Raw genomic sequence first — 16,780 nt, forward strand, 5'->3', positions numbered from 1 at the left:
GCGTCCCTGACCAGTGGACGCCCTTACCGGCAGGAGCGCATCGACCCCTGTCGACTGTTGGAGCGCTTTTGGCCATCTCGTGGCAGAAAAGCCCCGTGCGCGGCTCTCGCTTTGCTTTTCACGATGGTCCTTTGCCCTTCGCGGGGGCCGTCCGCTCCGCGTTCTTTGCCGCGACGACCGCGTCGAACACCTCGCGCTTGGGAAGCCCCGCGTCGGCGGCCACGGCGGCGATCGCCTCCTTGCGCCGCTCCCCCGCCTCCTCGCGCACCCGCACCCTGCGCACCAGCTCCTCGGCGTCCAGTTCCTGGGGTCCGGACTCGGCCGCGCCCTCGACGACGACGGTGATCTCGCCGCGTACGCCTTCGGCCGCCCAGACCGCCAGTTCGCCCAGCGGGCCGCGCTTCACTTCCTCGTACGTCTTGGTCAGTTCCCGGCACACGGCCGCCCGGCGGTCGCCGCCGAAGACCTCGGCCATCGCGGCGAGGGTGTCGTCGAGGCGGTGCGGGGCCTCGAAGAAGACCATGGTGCGGCGCTCGTCGGCGACCTCCCGGAGCCGGCCGAGCCGTTCGCCCGCCTTGCGCGGCAGGAAGCCCTCGAAGCAGAAGCGGTCGACGGGCAGCGCGGACAGGGCGAGCGCGGTGAGCACGGCGGACGGGCCGGGCACCGCGGTGACCTTGATGTCCTTCTCCACGGCGGCGGCCACCAGCCGGTAGCCGGGGTCGGAGACGGACGGCATCCCGGCGTCCGTGACCAGCAGCACGCGGGCGCCGCCGGTCAGTGCCTCGACGAGTTCGGGCGTACGGGCCGACTCGTTGCCCTCGAAGTAGGAGACGACCCGCCCCGTGGTGTGGATGCCGAGCGCCTGGGTGAGGCGGCGCAGCCTGCGGGTGTCCTCGGCGGCGACGATGTCCGCCGTCTCCAGCTCGGCGGCGAGCCGCGGCGGGGCGTCCGCCACATCGCCGATGGGGGTTCCTGCGAGTACCAGCGTTCCAGTCGTTCCAGTCACGGGAACCATCCTCCCAGCACGGGCGACAGCGCCCGCACAGATGTGTTCCCTACGATGGCGCGGTGACGAGTACTGCGCCCGAAGCCCGACAGGGCCAAGACGCCGGGGAACCGCACGGCGAAGATCCGGCCTCCTGGCAGCAGCGGCTGCGCCGCTTCGGCCATTCGCCCCGGCCCGGGATCGGGCTGCGCGAGCGGCTTGTCCCCCCGTACACCAGGCCCGGCGTCCAGTTGTGGGCGGTGCTCGGGATCTCCCCGCCGATGGCCGAGCGCCTGGTGCGGTGGTCGGCCTGGGGCGGTCCGCTGCTCGTGGCGCTGGTCGCCGGGCTGCTGCGGTTCTGGAATCTGGGCAGCCCGCACGCGCTGATATTCGACGAGACGTACTACGCCAAGGACTCCTGGGCCCTGATCAATCAGGGGTACGAGGGCGACTGGCCCAAGGACATCGACAAGCTGATCCTCCAGGACCCGTCGAAGGTGGACATCCCGGTGGACCCGGGTTATGTGGTCCACCCGCCGGTCGGCAAGTGGATCATCGGGCTCGGTGAGCACTTCTTCGGGTTCACGCCGTTCGGCTGGCGGTTCATGGTGGCGGTGCTCGGCACGCTGTCGGTGCTGATGCTGTGCCGGATCGGCCGGCGGCTGTTCCGCTCGACGTTCCTGGGCTGTCTGGCGGGCACCCTGCTCGCGGTGGACGGTCTGCATTTCGTGATGAGCCGCACCGCGCTGCTCGACCTGGTGCTGATGTTCTTCGTGCTGGCGGCGTTCGGCGCGCTGCTGATCGACCGCGACTGGGCCCGGCGCAGGCTCGCCGCGGCGCTGCCGGTCGACGAGGAAGGGGTGCTGCGCCCCGACGCGGGGGTCGCGGAGAATCTGCGGCTCGGCTGGCGGCCCTGGCGGATCACCGCGGGCCTGATGCTGGGGCTGGCCTTCGCCACCAAGTGGAACGGCCTGTACATCATGGTCGGCTTCGGCCTGATGACGGTGCTGTGGGACGTCGGCGCGCGCCGGACCGCGGGGGCGGTCCGTCCGTACACGGCGGTGCTGAAGCGGGACCTGGTGCCGGCGTTCGTCTCGACGGTGCCGGTCGCGATCCTGACGTACCTCGTCTCCTGGACCGGCTGGATCGTCACCGGCAAGGGCTATTACCGCAACTGGGCGCAGACCGACGGCCGGGGCGGCGACTGGACCTGGCTGCCGGACTGGCTGCGCAGCCTGTGGCACTACGAGTACCAGGTCTACGAATTCCACGTGAACCTGACGTCCGGCCACACCTACCAGTCCAATCCGTGGAGCTGGATCGTGCTGGGCCGGCCGGTCTCGTACTTCTGGGAGGAGCAGCAGGGCTGCGCGGCGTCGGCGACCGGCAAGTGCTCGCGCGAGGTGCTGGCCATCGGGACGCCGCTGCTGTGGTGGGCGGCGTGCTTCGCCCTGGCGTACGTGCTGTGGCGGTGGTTCTTCCGGCGCGACTGGCGGGCGGGCGCGATCGCCTGCGGCGTGGCGGCGGGCTGGCTGCCCTGGTTCCTCTACCAGGAGCGGACGATCTTCCTCTTCTACGCGGTCGTGTTCGTGCCGTTCCTGTGCCTGGCGGTGACGATGATGATCGGCGCGATGCTGGGCCCGGCGGCCGGGACCGGGACCGGACAGGAACTCGGCCTGGGGTCCGGCGATCCGACGGGCGAGCGGCGGCGGACGCTGGGCGCGATCGGGGCGGGTGTTCTGGTCCTGCTGATCATCTGGAACTTCATCTACTTCTGGCCGATCTATACGGGAACACCGATTCCGGACGGGTCGTGGCGCGAGCGGATGTGGCTGGACACCTGGATCTGACAGAAGCGCGCCGGTCGGGGCCCGGATGTCCCGATCGGCGTGCTCACGTCACCCATATCGCGTTCCGATAACAACTGTCCCCGCCTTCACCACCGTCCCGTAGGGTGCCGAGCAGCATCCCCTTGAACACGTTCAAGGGGGACTCCTGGGGAGGGGGACTGCAGCAATGCGCAGTGGAGCGAAGGTTGCGATAGTCGGCGGAGTGTTCGCGGTCGTGGTCGGCGGTGTCGGTTACGGGGCGTACAACATCCTGGACGGGCTGAACGGCGGGGGCGGCGGTACGGACAGCGAATCCGCGTCCGCCGAGGTGAAGACGGGCCCGGTCACCAAGGCGGAGATCGACGACGCGTCGAAGAAGTTCCTCAAGGCGTGGGCGGACGGCGACGCGGACGCCGCGTCCCAGCTCACCAACAACGCGGCCGAGGCCGGCCCGGCCCTCACCGGCTACCGCGAGAGCGCCCATGTCACCGAGGCGGTGATCACCCCGGGTCCGGCGGTCGGCGCGAAGGTGCCGTACACGGTGAAGGCGACCGTCTCCTTCGGGGGCACGTCCAAGCCCTGGTCGTACTCCTCGGAGCTGACCGTGGTGCGCGGACTGACCACCGGCAGGCCCCTGGTGGACTGGGCGCCCGCCGTGATCCACCCGGATCTGACGGACGGCGCGAAGCTCCGGACGGGGGCCGCGTCCACCCCGTCGATCGAGGCCGTCGACCGCAACAACCGGCCGCTCACCAAGGAGAAGTACCCCTCGCTGGGCACGATCCTGGACGCGCTGCGCGCGAAGTACGGCGAGAAGGCCGGCGGCACCGCGGGCATCGAGACCGTGATCGAGAGCGCGGACGCGGACGGCCCGGACAAGACCCTGCTGACCCTCACCAAGGGCAGGCCGGGCAAGCTGCGGACCACCCTGGACGCCAATGCCCAGGCGGCGGCCGAGGTGGCGGTCAAGAAGTTCAGCCAGGCCTCCGTCGTCGCGGTCCAGCCGTCCACGGGCGCGATCCGCGCGGTCGCCAACAACCCGGCCACCGGGTTCAACGCGGCGATGCAGGGCAAGCAGGCGCCCGGCTCGACGATGAAGATCGTGACCGCCGCGATGCTCATCGAGAAGGGTCTCGCCTCGGCCGGTCAGAAGATCGAGTGCCCGCCGACCGCGACGTACTACGGCCGTACCTTCAAGAACCTGGACGGCTTCTCGATCCCGCAGGGCACTCTGACGACCAGTTTCGCCCGGTCCTGCAACACGGCCTTCATCAAGCTGATCGACGACACGAAGGACGACGCGGCGCTGGCCAAGGAGGCCCGCGACGTCTTCGGGATCGGCCTGGACTGGCAGACCGGCGTCGTGTCCTTCGACGGCAGCGTGCCCGAGGAGACCCAGGGCGAGGCGGCCGCCCAGTACATCGGCCAGGGCACGGTCCAGATGAACGCCCTCAACATGGCCTCCATCACCGCCACCGCGAAGAACGGCACCTTCCGTCAGCCGATCATCGTGGACCGTGAGCTGGACGGCCGGCCGATCGCCACCGCCGCCCGCCCGCTGCCCGCGTACGTCTCCCAGCAGCTCACCAACATGATGCGCCAGACCGCGAGTTGGGGCACCGGCAAGGCCGCGATGGCCTCGGTCGGCGGCGACAAGGGCGCCAAGACGGGCTCGGCGGAGGTGGACGGCCAGTCCACCTCCAACAGCTGGTTCGCCGGCTTCAGCAACGACCTGGCCGCCGCCGCGGTCGTCCAGGCCGGCGGCCACGGCGGCGACGCGGCGGGCCCGGTGGTCGCGGCGGTGCTGCGGGCGGGGTCCTGACGCGGACGGGCGGACCGGTTCCTCGGGGGGCGGGTCCGACGCGTGGAACACCGTCGCGTGACCCGTGCCGTCTTCGCTAGCGTGCGGGCATGAGCACTTCCGATGCCACCGCCGCCGCCGAAGCCCACCCCCGATTCGCCGAGGCCCTGCGGGAGCTGGGGCTCGATGTCGAGGTCCGGCGGTTCCCCGAGGCCACCCGCACCGCCGCCGAGGCCGCCGCCGCGATCGGCTGCGAGCTCAGCGAGATCGTCAAGTCCCTGATCTTCGAGGCCGACGGCGCCCCGGTGCTGGTCCTGATGGACGGTTCCTCGCGCGTCGACGTGGAGCGGGTGCGCGCGGAGCTGGGCGCCGGGAAGGTCAAGCGGGCCGCGGCCGAGCTGGTGCGGGAGACGACCGGGTACGCGATCGGCGGCGTGCCGCCCTTCGGGCACCGTACGAGGACCCGGGTGCTGGCCGACCGCGGGCTGCTGGACCACGACGTGGTGTGGGCGGCGGCGGGCACCCCGCACACCGTCTTCCCGCTCGACCCCAAGTCACTGATCGGGCACGCCGGCGGAACCGTGGTGGATGTGCGCGAGCAGTCGGAGTGACACCGCTGGTCGCCTTCGCGGTCCTGGTCGCGGCGGTCACGCACGCGAGCTGGAACGCGATCGCGCACGCGGTCGAGGACCAGCTCCTCTCCTTCACCCTGATCTCCGGCGGCGGGCTGCTGATCGGCGCGGCCGGCGCCTGCTTCGTGCCGTTCCCGGCCGCCGGGGCCTGGCCGTATCTGCTGGTCTCGGCCGGGCTCCATGTGGCGTACATGCTGCTGCTGATGCGTTCGTTCACGCTGGGCGACTTCGGGCAGATGTATCCGATCGCCCGGGGTACGGCCCCGCTGGTGGTGACGGTCCTCGCGGCGGTCTTCGTCGGCGAGCACCCGGACGGCTGGGCCACGACCGGGGTCGCGGTGGCCTCGGCGGGGCTCGTCGGGCTGGCCCTCTGGGGCATCCGGGGTTCCGGCGGGCGCCCCGACTGGCCGGCCCTGCTGGCCGCCCTCGCGACCGGCCTGGCCATCGCCGGGTACACCACGGTGGACGGTGTCGGAGTACGCGCCTCCGGCAGCTCGCTCGGCTACATCGCCTGGCTGATGATCCTGGAGGGGCTGGCCATCCCGGCCTGCGCGCTGTACCGGCGCCGGGGCGAACTCTTCGGACAGCTGAAGCCGTACGCCGCCCGCGGGCTGCTGGGCGCGGCCCTTTCGGTGACGGCGTACGGTCTCGTCCTCTGGGCCCAGACAAGGGCCGCGCTGGCTCCGATCGCGGCGCTGCGGGAGTCGTCCATCATCGTCGGCGCGGCCATCGGGACGCTGTTCTTCAAGGAACGGTTCGGCGCACCGCGCATCGCAGCGGCGGGGCTGATGGTGGTCGGCATCGGGCTGATGCTCCACACGGGCTGAGCACGACGGCCCCGGAGCCGGCGCTCAGGGGCGTCGGGCCGTCGGAGGCACGTCCGGGCGTCCGGCCGACGGGCAGCGGGGCCGCCGCTGCACGATGTGCGCCCGGGGCCGCGCGTCGGCCCCGCCGGTCCTCGTACCGGGCACGGAGCCCGGCGGGGCGGTCCGCCCGGATGCCGACGGGCCCGCTTCGCCGCCCGCTGGGTTCCGGGCGGGCGGAACGCGTCGCCGGGTCACCGCCGGGGAGCCGTGCTCAGCTCGCCGGGACCGGCGCCAGGTCTGCCGCCGGTTCCTCGGTGGCCGGGGCCGCCGGAGCCGCCGGCTTGGCGGCCGGGCGCAGGAGGAGGGCGCAGGCGAGGGCGGCCAGCAGGGCGAGCGAGGCCGAGACGGTCAGGCACAGCCGCATGCCGTCGAGGAAGGAGTCGCCCAGGGCGGTCAGGGCCGGTCCGGTGGCGGCATCCAGGTCGAGCCCGGCCACGGCGCCGAGTCCCTGCTCGCGGGCGGTGTCGAGGACGCGGTCGCCGGCCTCGGCGGGCACTCCCGCGTCGGCGAGGCGGCCGGGCAGCGCGTCCAGGGCCCGGGTGGTCAGCAGTGCGCCGAGCACGGCCGGGCCGAGGGCGCCACCGACCTGGCGGAAGGCGTTGTTCCCGGCGGCGGCCATCCCGGCCAGGTGGTACGGGACGGAGGACACCGCGGAGGCGGTCATCGGGGTGAGTACGGCGCCCATGCCGAGGCCCAGCAGCGCCAGCCGCCAGACGATCGAGCCGTAGGAAGTGTGGGCGTCGACGCCGGTCAGCGAGAGCATCGCGCCCGCCGCGAGGAGCAGACCCGTGGTGATCAGGACCCGGGCGGAGACCCGGTGCATCAGGCGTCCGATGGGCGCGCCGACGACGAGGGCCACCCCGGACACCGTCACCATCCGCAGCGCCGCCTCGATCGTGGTCAGGTGCTGAACCATGCCGAAGTAGAGACTCAGCACGAAGAAGAAGCCGATCAGCCCGAGGAAGCTGATCATGGCGACCAGGGCGGTGGCGGTGAAGGCCGGGCTGCGGAACAGCGCCAGGTCGAGCATCGGGCTCGCGCTGCGGCGCTCCACGACGACGAACACGGCGGCGGCGACCGCGCCGAGCACCAGGGCCGTCACCACGGCGGGCTCGCCGAAGCCGTCCGCGCCGCCCTCGATGACGCCGTAGACGACCGCGGTGACCGCGACGGCCGCACTGATCTGTCCGGGCCAGTCGAGCCGGCGGCCGTGCGGGGCGCGCGAATCGGGCAGCAGGAACGCCGCGACGACCAGCACGGTCAGGGAGACCGGCACGGGCAGGAGGAAGATCCAGCGCCACGCGACGTTCTCCAGCAGCACACCCGCTATCAGCGGGCCCATGGCGAGCGAGGCCATCAGGGACATGGCCCACAGGCCGATGAACCTGCCCCGCTCCCGGTGGTCGGGGGCCGCGTGGCTGATCAGGGCCAGCGTCGTGGGCAGCAGCGCCGCCGCCCCCAGCCCGGAGACGGCCTGCCCGGCCCACAGGGCCTGCACCGAGTCCGAGGACAGCGAGACCGCCGCGCCCAGCGCGCAGAGCGCCATGCCCGTCTGGAAGACCCGCTTGCGGCCGTGGACGTCGCCCCACACCCCGGTGGTCAGGATCAGCGCGGCCATCGGCAGCACGAAGGCGTCCGAGACCCAGGACAGCTGGGAGGTCGAGGCGCCCAGAGCCCGCTGGATGGCCGGCAGGCTCACCGACACGGTGGTCACGGGGAGGTAGGCGACGAAGACGCCCAGGCAGGCCATGACGAGCGTGACGCCTCGCCCTGATCTGTCCTGTGTCGTTGCGGAATTCACGAAGAGGTTTCCTTCTGCTGCGGGTGGGTGCCGCGCGGGCACCGGCTGCGATGTGAGCACCGCCGTCCGGCGCGCGCCCGCTCCCGGGCGCACCGGCGTACCACCGCGTTCCGCGCGGTCCGCCGGATCACCCGCAAAGCCGCCGACCAGCTTCGCCCCGACCGTCGACCATTCCCCAAGCGATCCCGGCGAACGTCGCAGAACCTCCAGATCAGGTCGATACCGTGTGATCATTCATCCATGCCTGACGATCTGGACCGAAAAATCATCCATGGTCTGAACTGTTCGCCGCGGGTCTCCTTCCGCCGCCTCAGCGAGGTCGTCGGGGTGTCCGAACAGACCGTGGCGCGCCGCTACAACGCCCTGCGCCGCGGCGGCGTCGTCCGCGTCGTCGGGCTGAGCAGCCCGGCCGCTCACGGCCGGTCCGAGTGGATCGCGCGGCTGCGCTGCCGCCCGGACGCCGTGGGGCCCCTCGCGGATTCCCTGGCCCGCAGGCCGGAGGTCGCGTACACGAGCATCGCGTCGGGCGGTTCGGAGATCATCTGCATCATCCGTTCGCCCGCCGGGACCGTCCGCGACGATGTGCTGCTGCGGCAACTCCCCCGGGCGGCCTCGGTCCTCGACCTGAACGTCGATCTCCTCGTCCACGCCTTCGGTTCCCCGGACACGGCCGGCTGGACCGGCCGGGAGGGCTCGCTCACCGACGAGCAGGTGCGGCTGCTGACCGCGGAGCTCCCCACCCCCACCGGGCCCCCGCTCGCCCCGACCGAGGAGGACCGCCCGCTCCTCGAAGCGCTGGCGGAGGACGGCCGCGCCTCCCACACCCGGCTCGCGGAGGCCACCGGCTGGTCCAAGCCGCGAGTGGCCCGCCGGCTGGAGGCCCTCGAAGCGACCGGCTCGCTGGTCTACGACATCGACACCGTGCCCGAACGCCTCGGCTACGAGCTCAACGCCACTCTCTGGCTCCAGGTCGACCTGCCGCGGCTCCATGAGATCGGCGAGGAGCTCAGCGGGCACGACGAGTGCGCCTTCGCCGCGGCCATCAGCGGCAAGCACAACATCATGGCCGTGGTCATCTGCAAGGACACCCCGGACTTCTACCGCTACCTCAGCGGCCGCTTCGCCCGTACCGAGGGCATCAGAGGCTACGAGATCAGTGTGCGCGTGCGCCGTCTCAAGCAGGCCGCCTCCCTCATCCTCAACGGGCGGCTCATCCACCCCGCACTCGCCTGACACGGGCGCGGGGCGGACCGGGCCCGCGTCGGTCAGGTATCCGAAACCGCCTTCCGGAAGCCGTAGTTGGTCGCCGTCAGCCCGCCGTCCACGCGCAGCGTCGTCCCCGTGATCCACGCCGCGTCGCGGGAGGCGAGGAAGGCGACGGCGGAGGCGATGTCCTCCGGCTCGCCCACGCGGCCGAGCGGGTAGAGGCCGCTCACGCGGGACAGTTCGGCGTCGCGGCCCGCCCAGGCGTCGGTGCGGATCGTGCCGGGGGCGACCAGGTTGACGCGTACGCCGCGCGGGCCCGCGTGGCCGGCCAGGGTGCGGGTCAGGCTGCCCAGGCCCGCCTTGGCCGCGCTGTAGCCGTGGTTGCCGAAGTCCTGCTCGCCGTTGACCGAGCCGATGTTGACGATCGCGCCCCGGCCGGAGGCCACCAGGTGCGGGAGGGCCGCCCGCGCGCAGCGGTAGGGGCCGCTGAGGGTGACGTCCAGGTCGCGCTGCCAGGCCTCGTCGGGCTCGTCCTCGAAGAGCGGGACGTCCCTGGTGCAGGAGTACGCGTTGTTGACCAGCACGTCCAGGGAGCCGAAGGCGGCGACCGCGCGGGTCACCGCCGCCTCGACGGCCGCCCGGTCGGCCACGTCGCAGGGCAGCGACTCGGCGGCGCCGCCCGTCTCGCGTATCGCGGCGGCGGTGCGTTCCGCGCGGTCGCCGTCCAGGTCGGTGACCAGGACCCGGGCGCCCTCCGAGGCCAGTCGGCGGGCCGTGGCCGCGCCGATGCCCCGGCCCGCTCCGGTGATGAGTACGCCGTGGCCGTCGAATCGGGGACCGGTGGGGTGTGGAGTAGTCATGGCGCCGACCGTACTGCCCTGACCAGGGCCTGGGCACGGGGATCGGCGGTGACTCCCTTCTGCAGACCGTTCGTCACATAGCCCAGCGCGATGCCGGATTCGGGGTCGGCGAACCCGAGGGATCCGCCCCGGCCGGGGTGGCCGAACGAGCCGGGGGCGAGCAGCGGGGACGCCGGGCCGTGGAGCATGTAGCCGAGGCCGAAGCGGGTGTTCACGACCAGGACCCGGTCGGGGCCCGCCGACTCCTCGGTGCGGGCCAGGGTGAGGGTGGCCGGGGCGAACAGGCGGTGGCCGTCGACCGGGCCGATCATCGCGGCGTAGCAGCGGGCCAGCGCGCGGGCGGTGGCGATGCCGTTGGAGGCGGGGAGTTCGGCCGCCCGGTAGCCGGGGTCGTTCTCGTCGGGGAGCGGGTCGATGGCCCCGAAGGCGCGGCGGGTGAGGGACTGCGGGTCGCGGTACGCCTCGCTGACGGAGCGCTTGGGGCGCAGCCGCAGGACGCCGCTGTTGCCGCCGTCGCCCGCGGCGGGCGGTTCGACCGGGCCGATCCGGCCCACCCGGTGCGCCTCGTCCGCCGGGAGGCCGAACCAGAAGTCCAGGCCGAGCGGGCGGGCGATCTCCTCGGCGATCCAGCGGCCGACGGTGCGTCCGGTGACCCGGCGCACCAGCTCGCCGATGAGCCAGCTGTAGGTCTGGGCGTGGTAGCCGTGGTCGGTGCCGGGTTCCCACTGGGGGCGCTGGGCGGCGACGGCCTGCGGGCCGGAGATCCCGTCGGCCGCCTCGGAGGGGGTCAGCGGGCAGTCGAGCGCGGGGATGCCGGCCCGGTGGGACAGGAGGTGGCGGACGAGTACGCGTTCCTTGCCGGCCGCCTTGAACTCCGGCCAGTACGTGCCGACCGGGGCGTCCAGGTCGAGCTGGCCGCGCTGGTGCAGCAGCAGCGGTACGGCGGCGGCGATGCCCTTGCCCGCCGAGCGGACGATCTGCACGGTGTCCACGGCCCAGGGTTCGGCGCCGTCGACGTCTCTCGTACCGGCCCAGAGGTCGACGACCTTGTGCCCGTCCCGGTAGACCGTGACGGCCGCGCCGCGTTCGCCGCGCTGCTCGAAGTTACGGATGAAGGCATCCCTGACCGGTTCGAATCCGGCCGCCACCGTGCCCCGTACGTCCACGTCTGCTCCTGCGCTCCCGCTCATCCCCCCATGGTGCATCCCGTCGCGGGCGGCAGGCGTGGCAGGTCACCTCATGTTCACAGTCACGGAACGCGGGTCGAAGCCGAAGGGCAGTTCCAGGCGGTGTGCGCGCATCAGCTTCTCGTCGCAGAGCAGGTCCTGGGTGCGGTCGTCGGCGGCGATGACGCCCTCGCTGAGGATCACCGCGCGCGGGCAGAGCTCCAGTGCGTACGGCAGGTCGTGCGTGACCATGAGCACGGTGACGTCCAGGGACCGCAGGATGTCGGCGAGTTCGCGCCGCGAGGCCGGGTCCAGGTTGGAGGACGGCTCGTCCAGGACGAGGATCTCCGGCCGCATGGCCAGGACGGTGGCGACGGCGACGCGGCGGCGCTGGCCGAAGGAGAGGTGGTGCGGCGGGCGGTTCGCGTACTCCGCCATGCCGACCTGCTCCAGCGCCTCGGTGACGCGTTCCTCCAGCTCGGCGCCGCGCAGCCCGGAGGCGGCCGGGCCGAAGGCGACGTCCTCGCGGACGGTGGGCATGAAGAGCTGGTCGTCGGGGTCCTGGAAGACGATGCCGACGCGGCGGCGGATCTCGGCGAGGTTGCGCTTGTCGACCGGGAGACCGGCGACGCGGACGGTGCCCGCCCCGGCGTCGAGGATGCCGTTGAGGTGCAGGACGAGGGTGGTCTTGCCGGCGCCGTTGGGGCCGAGCAGGGCGACGCGTTCGCCCCGGGCGACCGTGAGGTCCACCCCGAAGAGCGCCTGGTGCCCGTCGGGGTAGGCGTAGGCGAGGCCGCTGACTTCCAGGGACGGGGCGGGGGCGGTGGGCTGGCTCATAGGGTCCATCCCAGCAGACATACGGCGAGGGCGAGGGCGGGGAGTGCCGCGGCGTACGCCCACTGGGTCCGGGAGGCGGTCACCTCGTCGATGACCGGCATGTGCCCGGCGTAGCCGCGGCTGACCATCGCGAGGTGGACGCGTTCGCCGCGCTCGTAGGACCGGATGAACAGGGCGCCCGCCGATTTGGCCAGGACGCCCCACTGCCGTACGCCGCGCGCCTCGAAGCCCCGGGAGCGGCGGGCGATCGACATCCGGCGCATCTCGTCGGTGATCACGTCGCCGTACCGGATCATGAAGGAGGCGATCTGGACGAGCAGCGGCGGCAGCTTGAGCCGCTGGAGGCCGAGCAGCAGCGAGCGCAGTTCGGTGGTGGAGGCCAGCAGCACGGACGCGGCGACGCCGAGGGTGCCCTTGGCGAGGACGTTCCAGGCGCCCCAGAGGCCGGGGACGCTGACGGAGAGGCCGAGTACGTGGGTCTGCTCGCCGGGCACCACGAACGGCATGAGCAGCGCGAACGCGACGAACGGCACCTCGATGAGCAGCCGCTTGAGCAGGAAGCCCGCCGGGATGCGGGCCAGCGCGGTGACCGCGCCGAGCAGCACCGCGTACAGCGCGAACGCCCACATCGACTCGCGCGGCGTGGAGACGACGACCACGACGAAGCAGAAGGCGGCGGCGATCTTGCAGTGCGGCGGCAGGTCGTGGATCGGCGAGTGGCCGTGCCGGTAGAGCTTGTGCGCGTGCCCGGCGCCCATGTCAGACGGATTCCTTGTCGCGCGGGGTGTCCGTGGGGGCGTCCGGCGTACGGCGGCGGCGGACCACGTAGAAGACTCCGCTGCCGACGACGACGGTGGCGGCGACGCCGATGACTCCGGCGAGGCCGCCGGAGATCCGGGCGTTGGACACGTCCTTGACGCCGTAGTCGGCGAGCGGGGAGTCCTTGGCCGCGTGCTCCTCGGTCTTCTTGTCGATGCCCTGGTCGGCGGCGACCTTCTCCAGGCCGTCCGGGTTGGAGGAGGCGTAGTACGAGACGAAGCCCGCCAGGACGAGGGCGGTGACCAGGCCGGCGGCCCAGATCCTCCGGTGCGAGCGGGCGGCGACCGGGGCGGCCGGAGCGGGGGCGGGGGCGGGGGCGTCGACGAGTTCGCCGTCGATCCGGAGCTTGAGCGAGGAGGTGAGTCCGCGGGCGCCGTGCACCAGGTCGGGGCGTACGGCGATGACGGCTCCGACGGTCAGCGCGGTGATCACGGCCTCGCCGATGCCGATCAGCACATGGACCCCGACCATCGCGGTGAAGACCTTGCCGATCGGGATGTCGGTGGTGCCGCCGATCCAGTAGATCAGCGTGAAGACACCGGCCGCGGCCGGTACGGAGACCAGGGCGGCGACGAAGGACGCGGCGGTCACCGAGCGCCGGGTCTTCGGCAGCACCCCGAGCAGTCCGCGGAAGAGGGCGTAGGCGACGACGGTGGTCGTGATGCCCATGTCGAGGACGTTCACGCCGAGCGCGGTGAGGCCGCCGTCGGCGAAGAGGATGCCCTGCATGAGGAGGACGACGGTCACGCAGAGCACGCCGGTGTACGGCCCGACCAGGATCGCGGCCAGCGCCCCGCCCAGCAGATGTCCGCTGGTGCCGGCGGCGACCGGGAAGTTCAGCATCTGTACGGCGAAGATGAACGCGGCGACGAGACCGGCGAGCGGCGCGGTGCGCTCGTCCAGTTCGCGCCGGGCGCCCCGCAGGCTGACGGCGACCGCACCCGCGGCGACGACTCCGGCGGCGGCGGAGACGGGCGCGTTGATGAATCCGTCGGGTACATGCATGGGGGCTCCGCTTCCTGCGGTCGCGCGTTGCTGCGGACGATGTCGTGAACCGCTCAATGATAGGACCTTGTTGCAAACCCTTCGCAAGAGCGGCTCCGTCACAACTGCCCCCCCGCGCCCGCCACCGGAAATATGCGACATTGGATGGCGAAGCAGCACACACAGGAGGAGTCGTTCCATGCCCCCCGCGATCCATGAACAGGCAGACGCCTGGCTCGTCAACGACACCCCCGATCTCCCGGCGGTACCGGTCGACCTGCTGTACGACGCCGACAAGGACCCGCGCACCGTCCATGTCGCCTTCCCCGGCGGCGCCGACTGGTCATTCGGCCGCGATCTGCTGGAGGGCGGACTGCGCGCCCCCACCGAGCGCGGCGGCATCCGCGTATGGCCGTGCGGACGGACCCAGCTGGTCGTGGAGAATCACTCGGCCGACGGCGTCGAGGTGGTGCAGTTCGACAGCGCGCCGCTGATCCGCTTTCTGCACCGTACGCACACCGAGAACGCCAAGCCGCCCGCGCACGCCTAGGCCCTGGCGCAAACCGCATGAGAGAAGCCCCCGTGCCGCTCGCACGGGGGCTTCTCTCTTCGCCCCGGTCCCCCGTCCCCACAGGTAACCGGCGCTTCCGGGGCCGCGCTCCGCTCAGACGCGGGCCCGGAAACTCGTTGCGGCTCTTGCCACGCGGCTCAGACCCGGGTCAGCTCGCGCTCGCCCCCGGTCTCACCGCCGGGCGTCTCGTCGAGCTGCTCGCGCAGCCCCTCGCCCTCCACGTCCACGTTCGGCAGGATCCGGTCCAGCCAGCGCGGCAGCGACCAGGCACGGTCGCCGAGCAGTGCGAGGACCGCGGGCACGATCGCCATGCGGACCACGAACGCGTCGAAGAAGACGGCGATGGCGAGCGAGAAGCCGATCATCTTGACCATCTGCTCGCTGGAGCCGATGAAGCCCGCGAAGACCGCCATCATGATCACGGCCGCGGCCGTGACGACCCGGGCGCCGTGCCGGAATCCGGTGACGATCGCCTGGCCGGGCTTCTCGCCGTGGACGTACGCCTCGCGCATCCGGGTCACGAGGAAGACCTCGTAGTCCATCGCGAGGCCGAAGACCACGCCCACCATGAAGATCGGCATCATCGACATGATCGGGCCGGGCTGCTCCACCCCGAAGAGCGAGCCGAGCCAGCCCCACTGGAAGACCGCGACGACCGCGCCCAGGGCCGCGACGACCGAGAGCAGGAAGCCGAGGGCCGCCTTCAGTGGCACCAGTACCGACCGGAAGACCACCATCAGGAGCAGGAAGGCCAGGCCGACGACGAGCGCCAGGTACGGCAGCAGCGCGTCGTTCATCTTCTGCGAGAAGTCGATGTTCATCGCGGTGGAACCGGTGACCAGGACCTCGGCGCCGGTGTCGGACTTGATGTCCTTGCCCGCGTCCCGGATCGCGTGGACCACGTTCTCCGTGTCGACGGAGCTCGGCCGGTCCTTCGGGACCACGGTGATCATCGCGGTGTCGCCGGCCTTGTTGAACTGGGCCGGGGTGACGGCGGCGACGCCCTTGATGCCGGAGATCTCGTCGGTGACCTGCTTGGCCGCGGTCTTGCCGTCGGAGCTGTCCGCGGTGTCGACGACGACCATCAGCGGCCCGTTGAAGCCGGGGCCGAAGCCGTCGGAGAGCAGGTCGTAGGCGCGCCGCTGGGTGGTGCTGGTGGGCTGGGAGCCGTCGTCGGGCAGGCCCATCTCCAGGGAGGCGACCGGTACGGCCACCGTGCCGAGTCCGATGACGCCGACCAGCAGCACCCACACCGGCTTGCGCAGCACGAACCGCGCCCAGCGGGTGCCCATGTTCGGCTTGTCCTCGGTGTTGCCCGGGGCACCGGCGGCCTTGCGCGCCTTGCGTCCCAGGACCCGCTTCCCGGCGAAGCCCAGCAGGGCCGGGACCAGGGTGAGCGCGATGAGTACGGCGATGGCGACGGTACCGGCCGCGGCGAAGCCCATCTTCGACAGCATCGGGATGTTCACGACGGCGAGGCCGACCAGCGCGATGACGACGGTGAGACCGGCGAAAACGACCGCGGAGCCCGCCGTGCCGACGGCCCGTCCGGCCGCCTCCTCGCGCTCCCTGCCGTCGGCCAGCTCGGCCCGGTAGCGGGAGACGATGAAGAGCGCGTAGTCGATGCCGACCGCGAGGCCGATCATCATCGCGAGGGTGGAGGTGGTGGAGCCCAGGTCCAGCACGTTCGCCAGCGCGGTGATCGTCGAGACGCCGATGCCGACCCCGATCAGGGCGGTGAGCAGCGGCAGCCCGGCGGCGATCAGCGAGCCGAAGGTGATGACCAGCACCACCGCGGCGATCGCGACACCGATGATCTCGGTGATTCCGGTCTCCGGGATCACCATGAGCGCGTCACCGCCGATCTCCACGGTCATCCCGCTCTTCTGCGCCGCGTGGCCCGCGTCCTCCAGCGCCTCCCGGGTCTCGTCGGTCAGCTCCATCGAGTTGACCTTGTAGGAGACCGAGACGTACGCCGTGGAGCCGTCCTTGCTGACTGCGCCGGCGGTGTACGGGTCGGAGACCGAGGCGATCTGGTCCGAGCCCGACTTCAGCTCGCCGGCGAGCTTGTTGACCTCGGCCTTGTTCGCCGGGTCGGTCATCTTCTCGTTGTCGGGCGCCTTGAAGACGACCCGGGCGGTCGCACCGTCGGCACTGCCCCCGGGGAAGCGCTGTTCCAGCAGGTCGAAGGCGCGCTGCGCCTCCGTGCCCGGGATCGAGAAGGAGCTGGAGGTGGCGGTGGACGCGGAGGCCGCGCCGAATCCGGCGAGCGCCAGCAGCGCCACCCAGATCAGGGCGACATAGCGGCGGCGCCGGAAGGCGAGCCGTCCGAGTTTGTAGAGGAATGTGGCCACGGAGGCGTACTCCCGGTCAGGTCGTGTGAGTGGAAAAGGGCGTGAGGAACCAGCCCGACGACGAGAGCG

General features: G+C 72.0%; 14 protein-coding genes. 6 read left to right on the plus strand and 8 right to left on the minus strand.

The window, feature by feature from the left end; genetic code table 11:
* Positions 1–118 precede the first annotated feature (118 nt).
* Positions 119–1,015 (minus strand): 16S rRNA (cytidine(1402)-2'-O)-methyltransferase, encoded by an 897-nt coding sequence (gene rsmI / locus ACFVH0_RS05685; RefSeq protein WP_385818193.1) that lies wholly within the window; start codon positions 1,013–1,015, stop codon positions 119–121.
* Between the two features lie 53 nt (positions 1,016–1,068).
* Here rsmI and ACFVH0_RS05690 point away from each other — a divergent pair, with 53 nt between their 5' ends.
* The 4 genes from ACFVH0_RS05690 (at position 1,069) to ACFVH0_RS05705 (ending at position 6,074) form a co-directional block, all read left to right on the plus strand.
* Positions 1,069–2,835, plus strand: coding sequence for a dolichyl-phosphate-mannose--protein mannosyltransferase (locus ACFVH0_RS05690; RefSeq protein ID WP_385818194.1), 1,767 nt, complete (start codon positions 1,069–1,071; stop codon positions 2,833–2,835).
* 166 nt (positions 2,836–3,001) lie between these two features.
* Entirely contained in the window at positions 3,002–4,636 is a 1,635-nt protein-coding gene (locus ACFVH0_RS05695) for a penicillin-binding transpeptidase domain-containing protein (RefSeq protein WP_385818195.1), read from the plus strand.
* 89 nt (positions 4,637–4,725) lie between these two features.
* The gene (locus ACFVH0_RS05700) at positions 4,726–5,226 is read left to right on the plus strand and encodes a YbaK/EbsC family protein (protein WP_385818196.1); all 501 of its coding nucleotides are present in this window, start codon (positions 4,726–4,728) and stop codon (positions 5,224–5,226) included.
* The gene (locus ACFVH0_RS05705; protein WP_385818197.1) at positions 5,223–6,074 is read left to right on the plus strand and encodes an EamA family transporter; all 852 of its coding nucleotides are present in this window, start codon (positions 5,223–5,225) and stop codon (positions 6,072–6,074) included. Before ACFVH0_RS05700 ends, ACFVH0_RS05705 begins: the two co-directional genes overlap by 4 nt.
* Before the next feature lie 250 nt (positions 6,075–6,324).
* Here ACFVH0_RS05705 and ACFVH0_RS05710 read toward each other — a convergent pair whose 3' ends face one another.
* Positions 6,325–7,863: an MFS transporter gene (locus ACFVH0_RS05710; protein ID WP_385818313.1), complete on the minus strand. Its 1,539-nt coding sequence runs from the start codon at positions 7,861–7,863 to the stop codon at positions 6,325–6,327.
* Between the two features lie 291 nt (positions 7,864–8,154).
* On the opposite strand from ACFVH0_RS05710, the gene ACFVH0_RS05715 reads away from it, so the two are divergent.
* Positions 8,155–9,147 carry an Lrp/AsnC family transcriptional regulator gene (locus ACFVH0_RS05715; protein WP_385818198.1) on the plus strand — a complete coding sequence of 331 codons (993 nt, stop codon included), beginning with the start codon at positions 8,155–8,157 and terminating at the stop codon, positions 9,145–9,147.
* 32 nt (positions 9,148–9,179) lie between these two features.
* Here the strand turns inward: ACFVH0_RS05715 and ACFVH0_RS05720 are convergent, their stop codons facing one another.
* From ACFVH0_RS05720 to ACFVH0_RS05740, 5 genes are all read right to left on the minus strand, one after another.
* On the minus strand, positions 9,180–9,980 hold the full coding sequence (locus ACFVH0_RS05720; RefSeq protein WP_385818199.1) for an SDR family NAD(P)-dependent oxidoreductase: 801 nt from the start codon (positions 9,978–9,980) through the stop codon (positions 9,180–9,182).
* Positions 9,977–11,146 carry a serine hydrolase domain-containing protein gene (locus tag ACFVH0_RS05725; protein ID WP_385818314.1) on the minus strand — a complete coding sequence of 390 codons (1,170 nt, stop codon included), beginning with the start codon at positions 11,144–11,146 and terminating at the stop codon, positions 9,977–9,979. Before ACFVH0_RS05725 ends, ACFVH0_RS05720 begins: the two co-directional genes overlap by 4 nt.
* Positions 11,147–11,212: 66 nt before the next feature.
* Positions 11,213–11,983, minus strand: a complete 771-nt coding sequence (locus ACFVH0_RS05730; RefSeq protein ID WP_385818200.1) for an energy-coupling factor ABC transporter ATP-binding protein — start codon at positions 11,981–11,983, stop codon at positions 11,213–11,215.
* Positions 11,980–12,741 (minus strand): cobalt ECF transporter T component CbiQ, encoded by a 762-nt coding sequence (cbiQ, locus tag ACFVH0_RS05735; RefSeq protein WP_385818201.1) that lies wholly within the window; start codon positions 12,739–12,741, stop codon positions 11,980–11,982. Before cbiQ ends, ACFVH0_RS05730 begins: the two co-directional genes overlap by 4 nt.
* 1 nt (position 12,742) lies before the next feature.
* Entirely contained in the window at positions 12,743–13,807 is a 1,065-nt protein-coding gene (locus tag ACFVH0_RS05740) for an energy-coupling factor ABC transporter permease (protein ID WP_385818202.1), read from the minus strand.
* Between the two features lie 178 nt (positions 13,808–13,985).
* Between ACFVH0_RS05740 and ACFVH0_RS05745 the strand changes: the two genes are divergently transcribed.
* Entirely contained in the window at positions 13,986–14,336 is a 351-nt protein-coding gene (locus ACFVH0_RS05745; RefSeq protein WP_385818203.1) for an SsgA family sporulation/cell division regulator, read from the plus strand.
* A gap of 158 nt (positions 14,337–14,494) precedes the next feature.
* On the opposite strand, the gene ACFVH0_RS05750 is transcribed toward ACFVH0_RS05745, so the two are convergent.
* A complete protein-coding gene (locus ACFVH0_RS05750) occupies positions 14,495–16,711 on the minus strand; it encodes an MMPL family transporter (protein ID WP_385818204.1) in 2,217 nt (738 codons plus the stop codon).
* Between the last annotated feature and the right edge of the window lie 69 nt (positions 16,712–16,780).

Origin of the sequence: Streptomyces sp. NPDC127117 (genome assembly GCF_042677325.1) — a bacterium.
Lineage (GTDB): Bacteria > Actinomycetota > Actinomycetes > Streptomycetales > Streptomycetaceae > Streptomyces.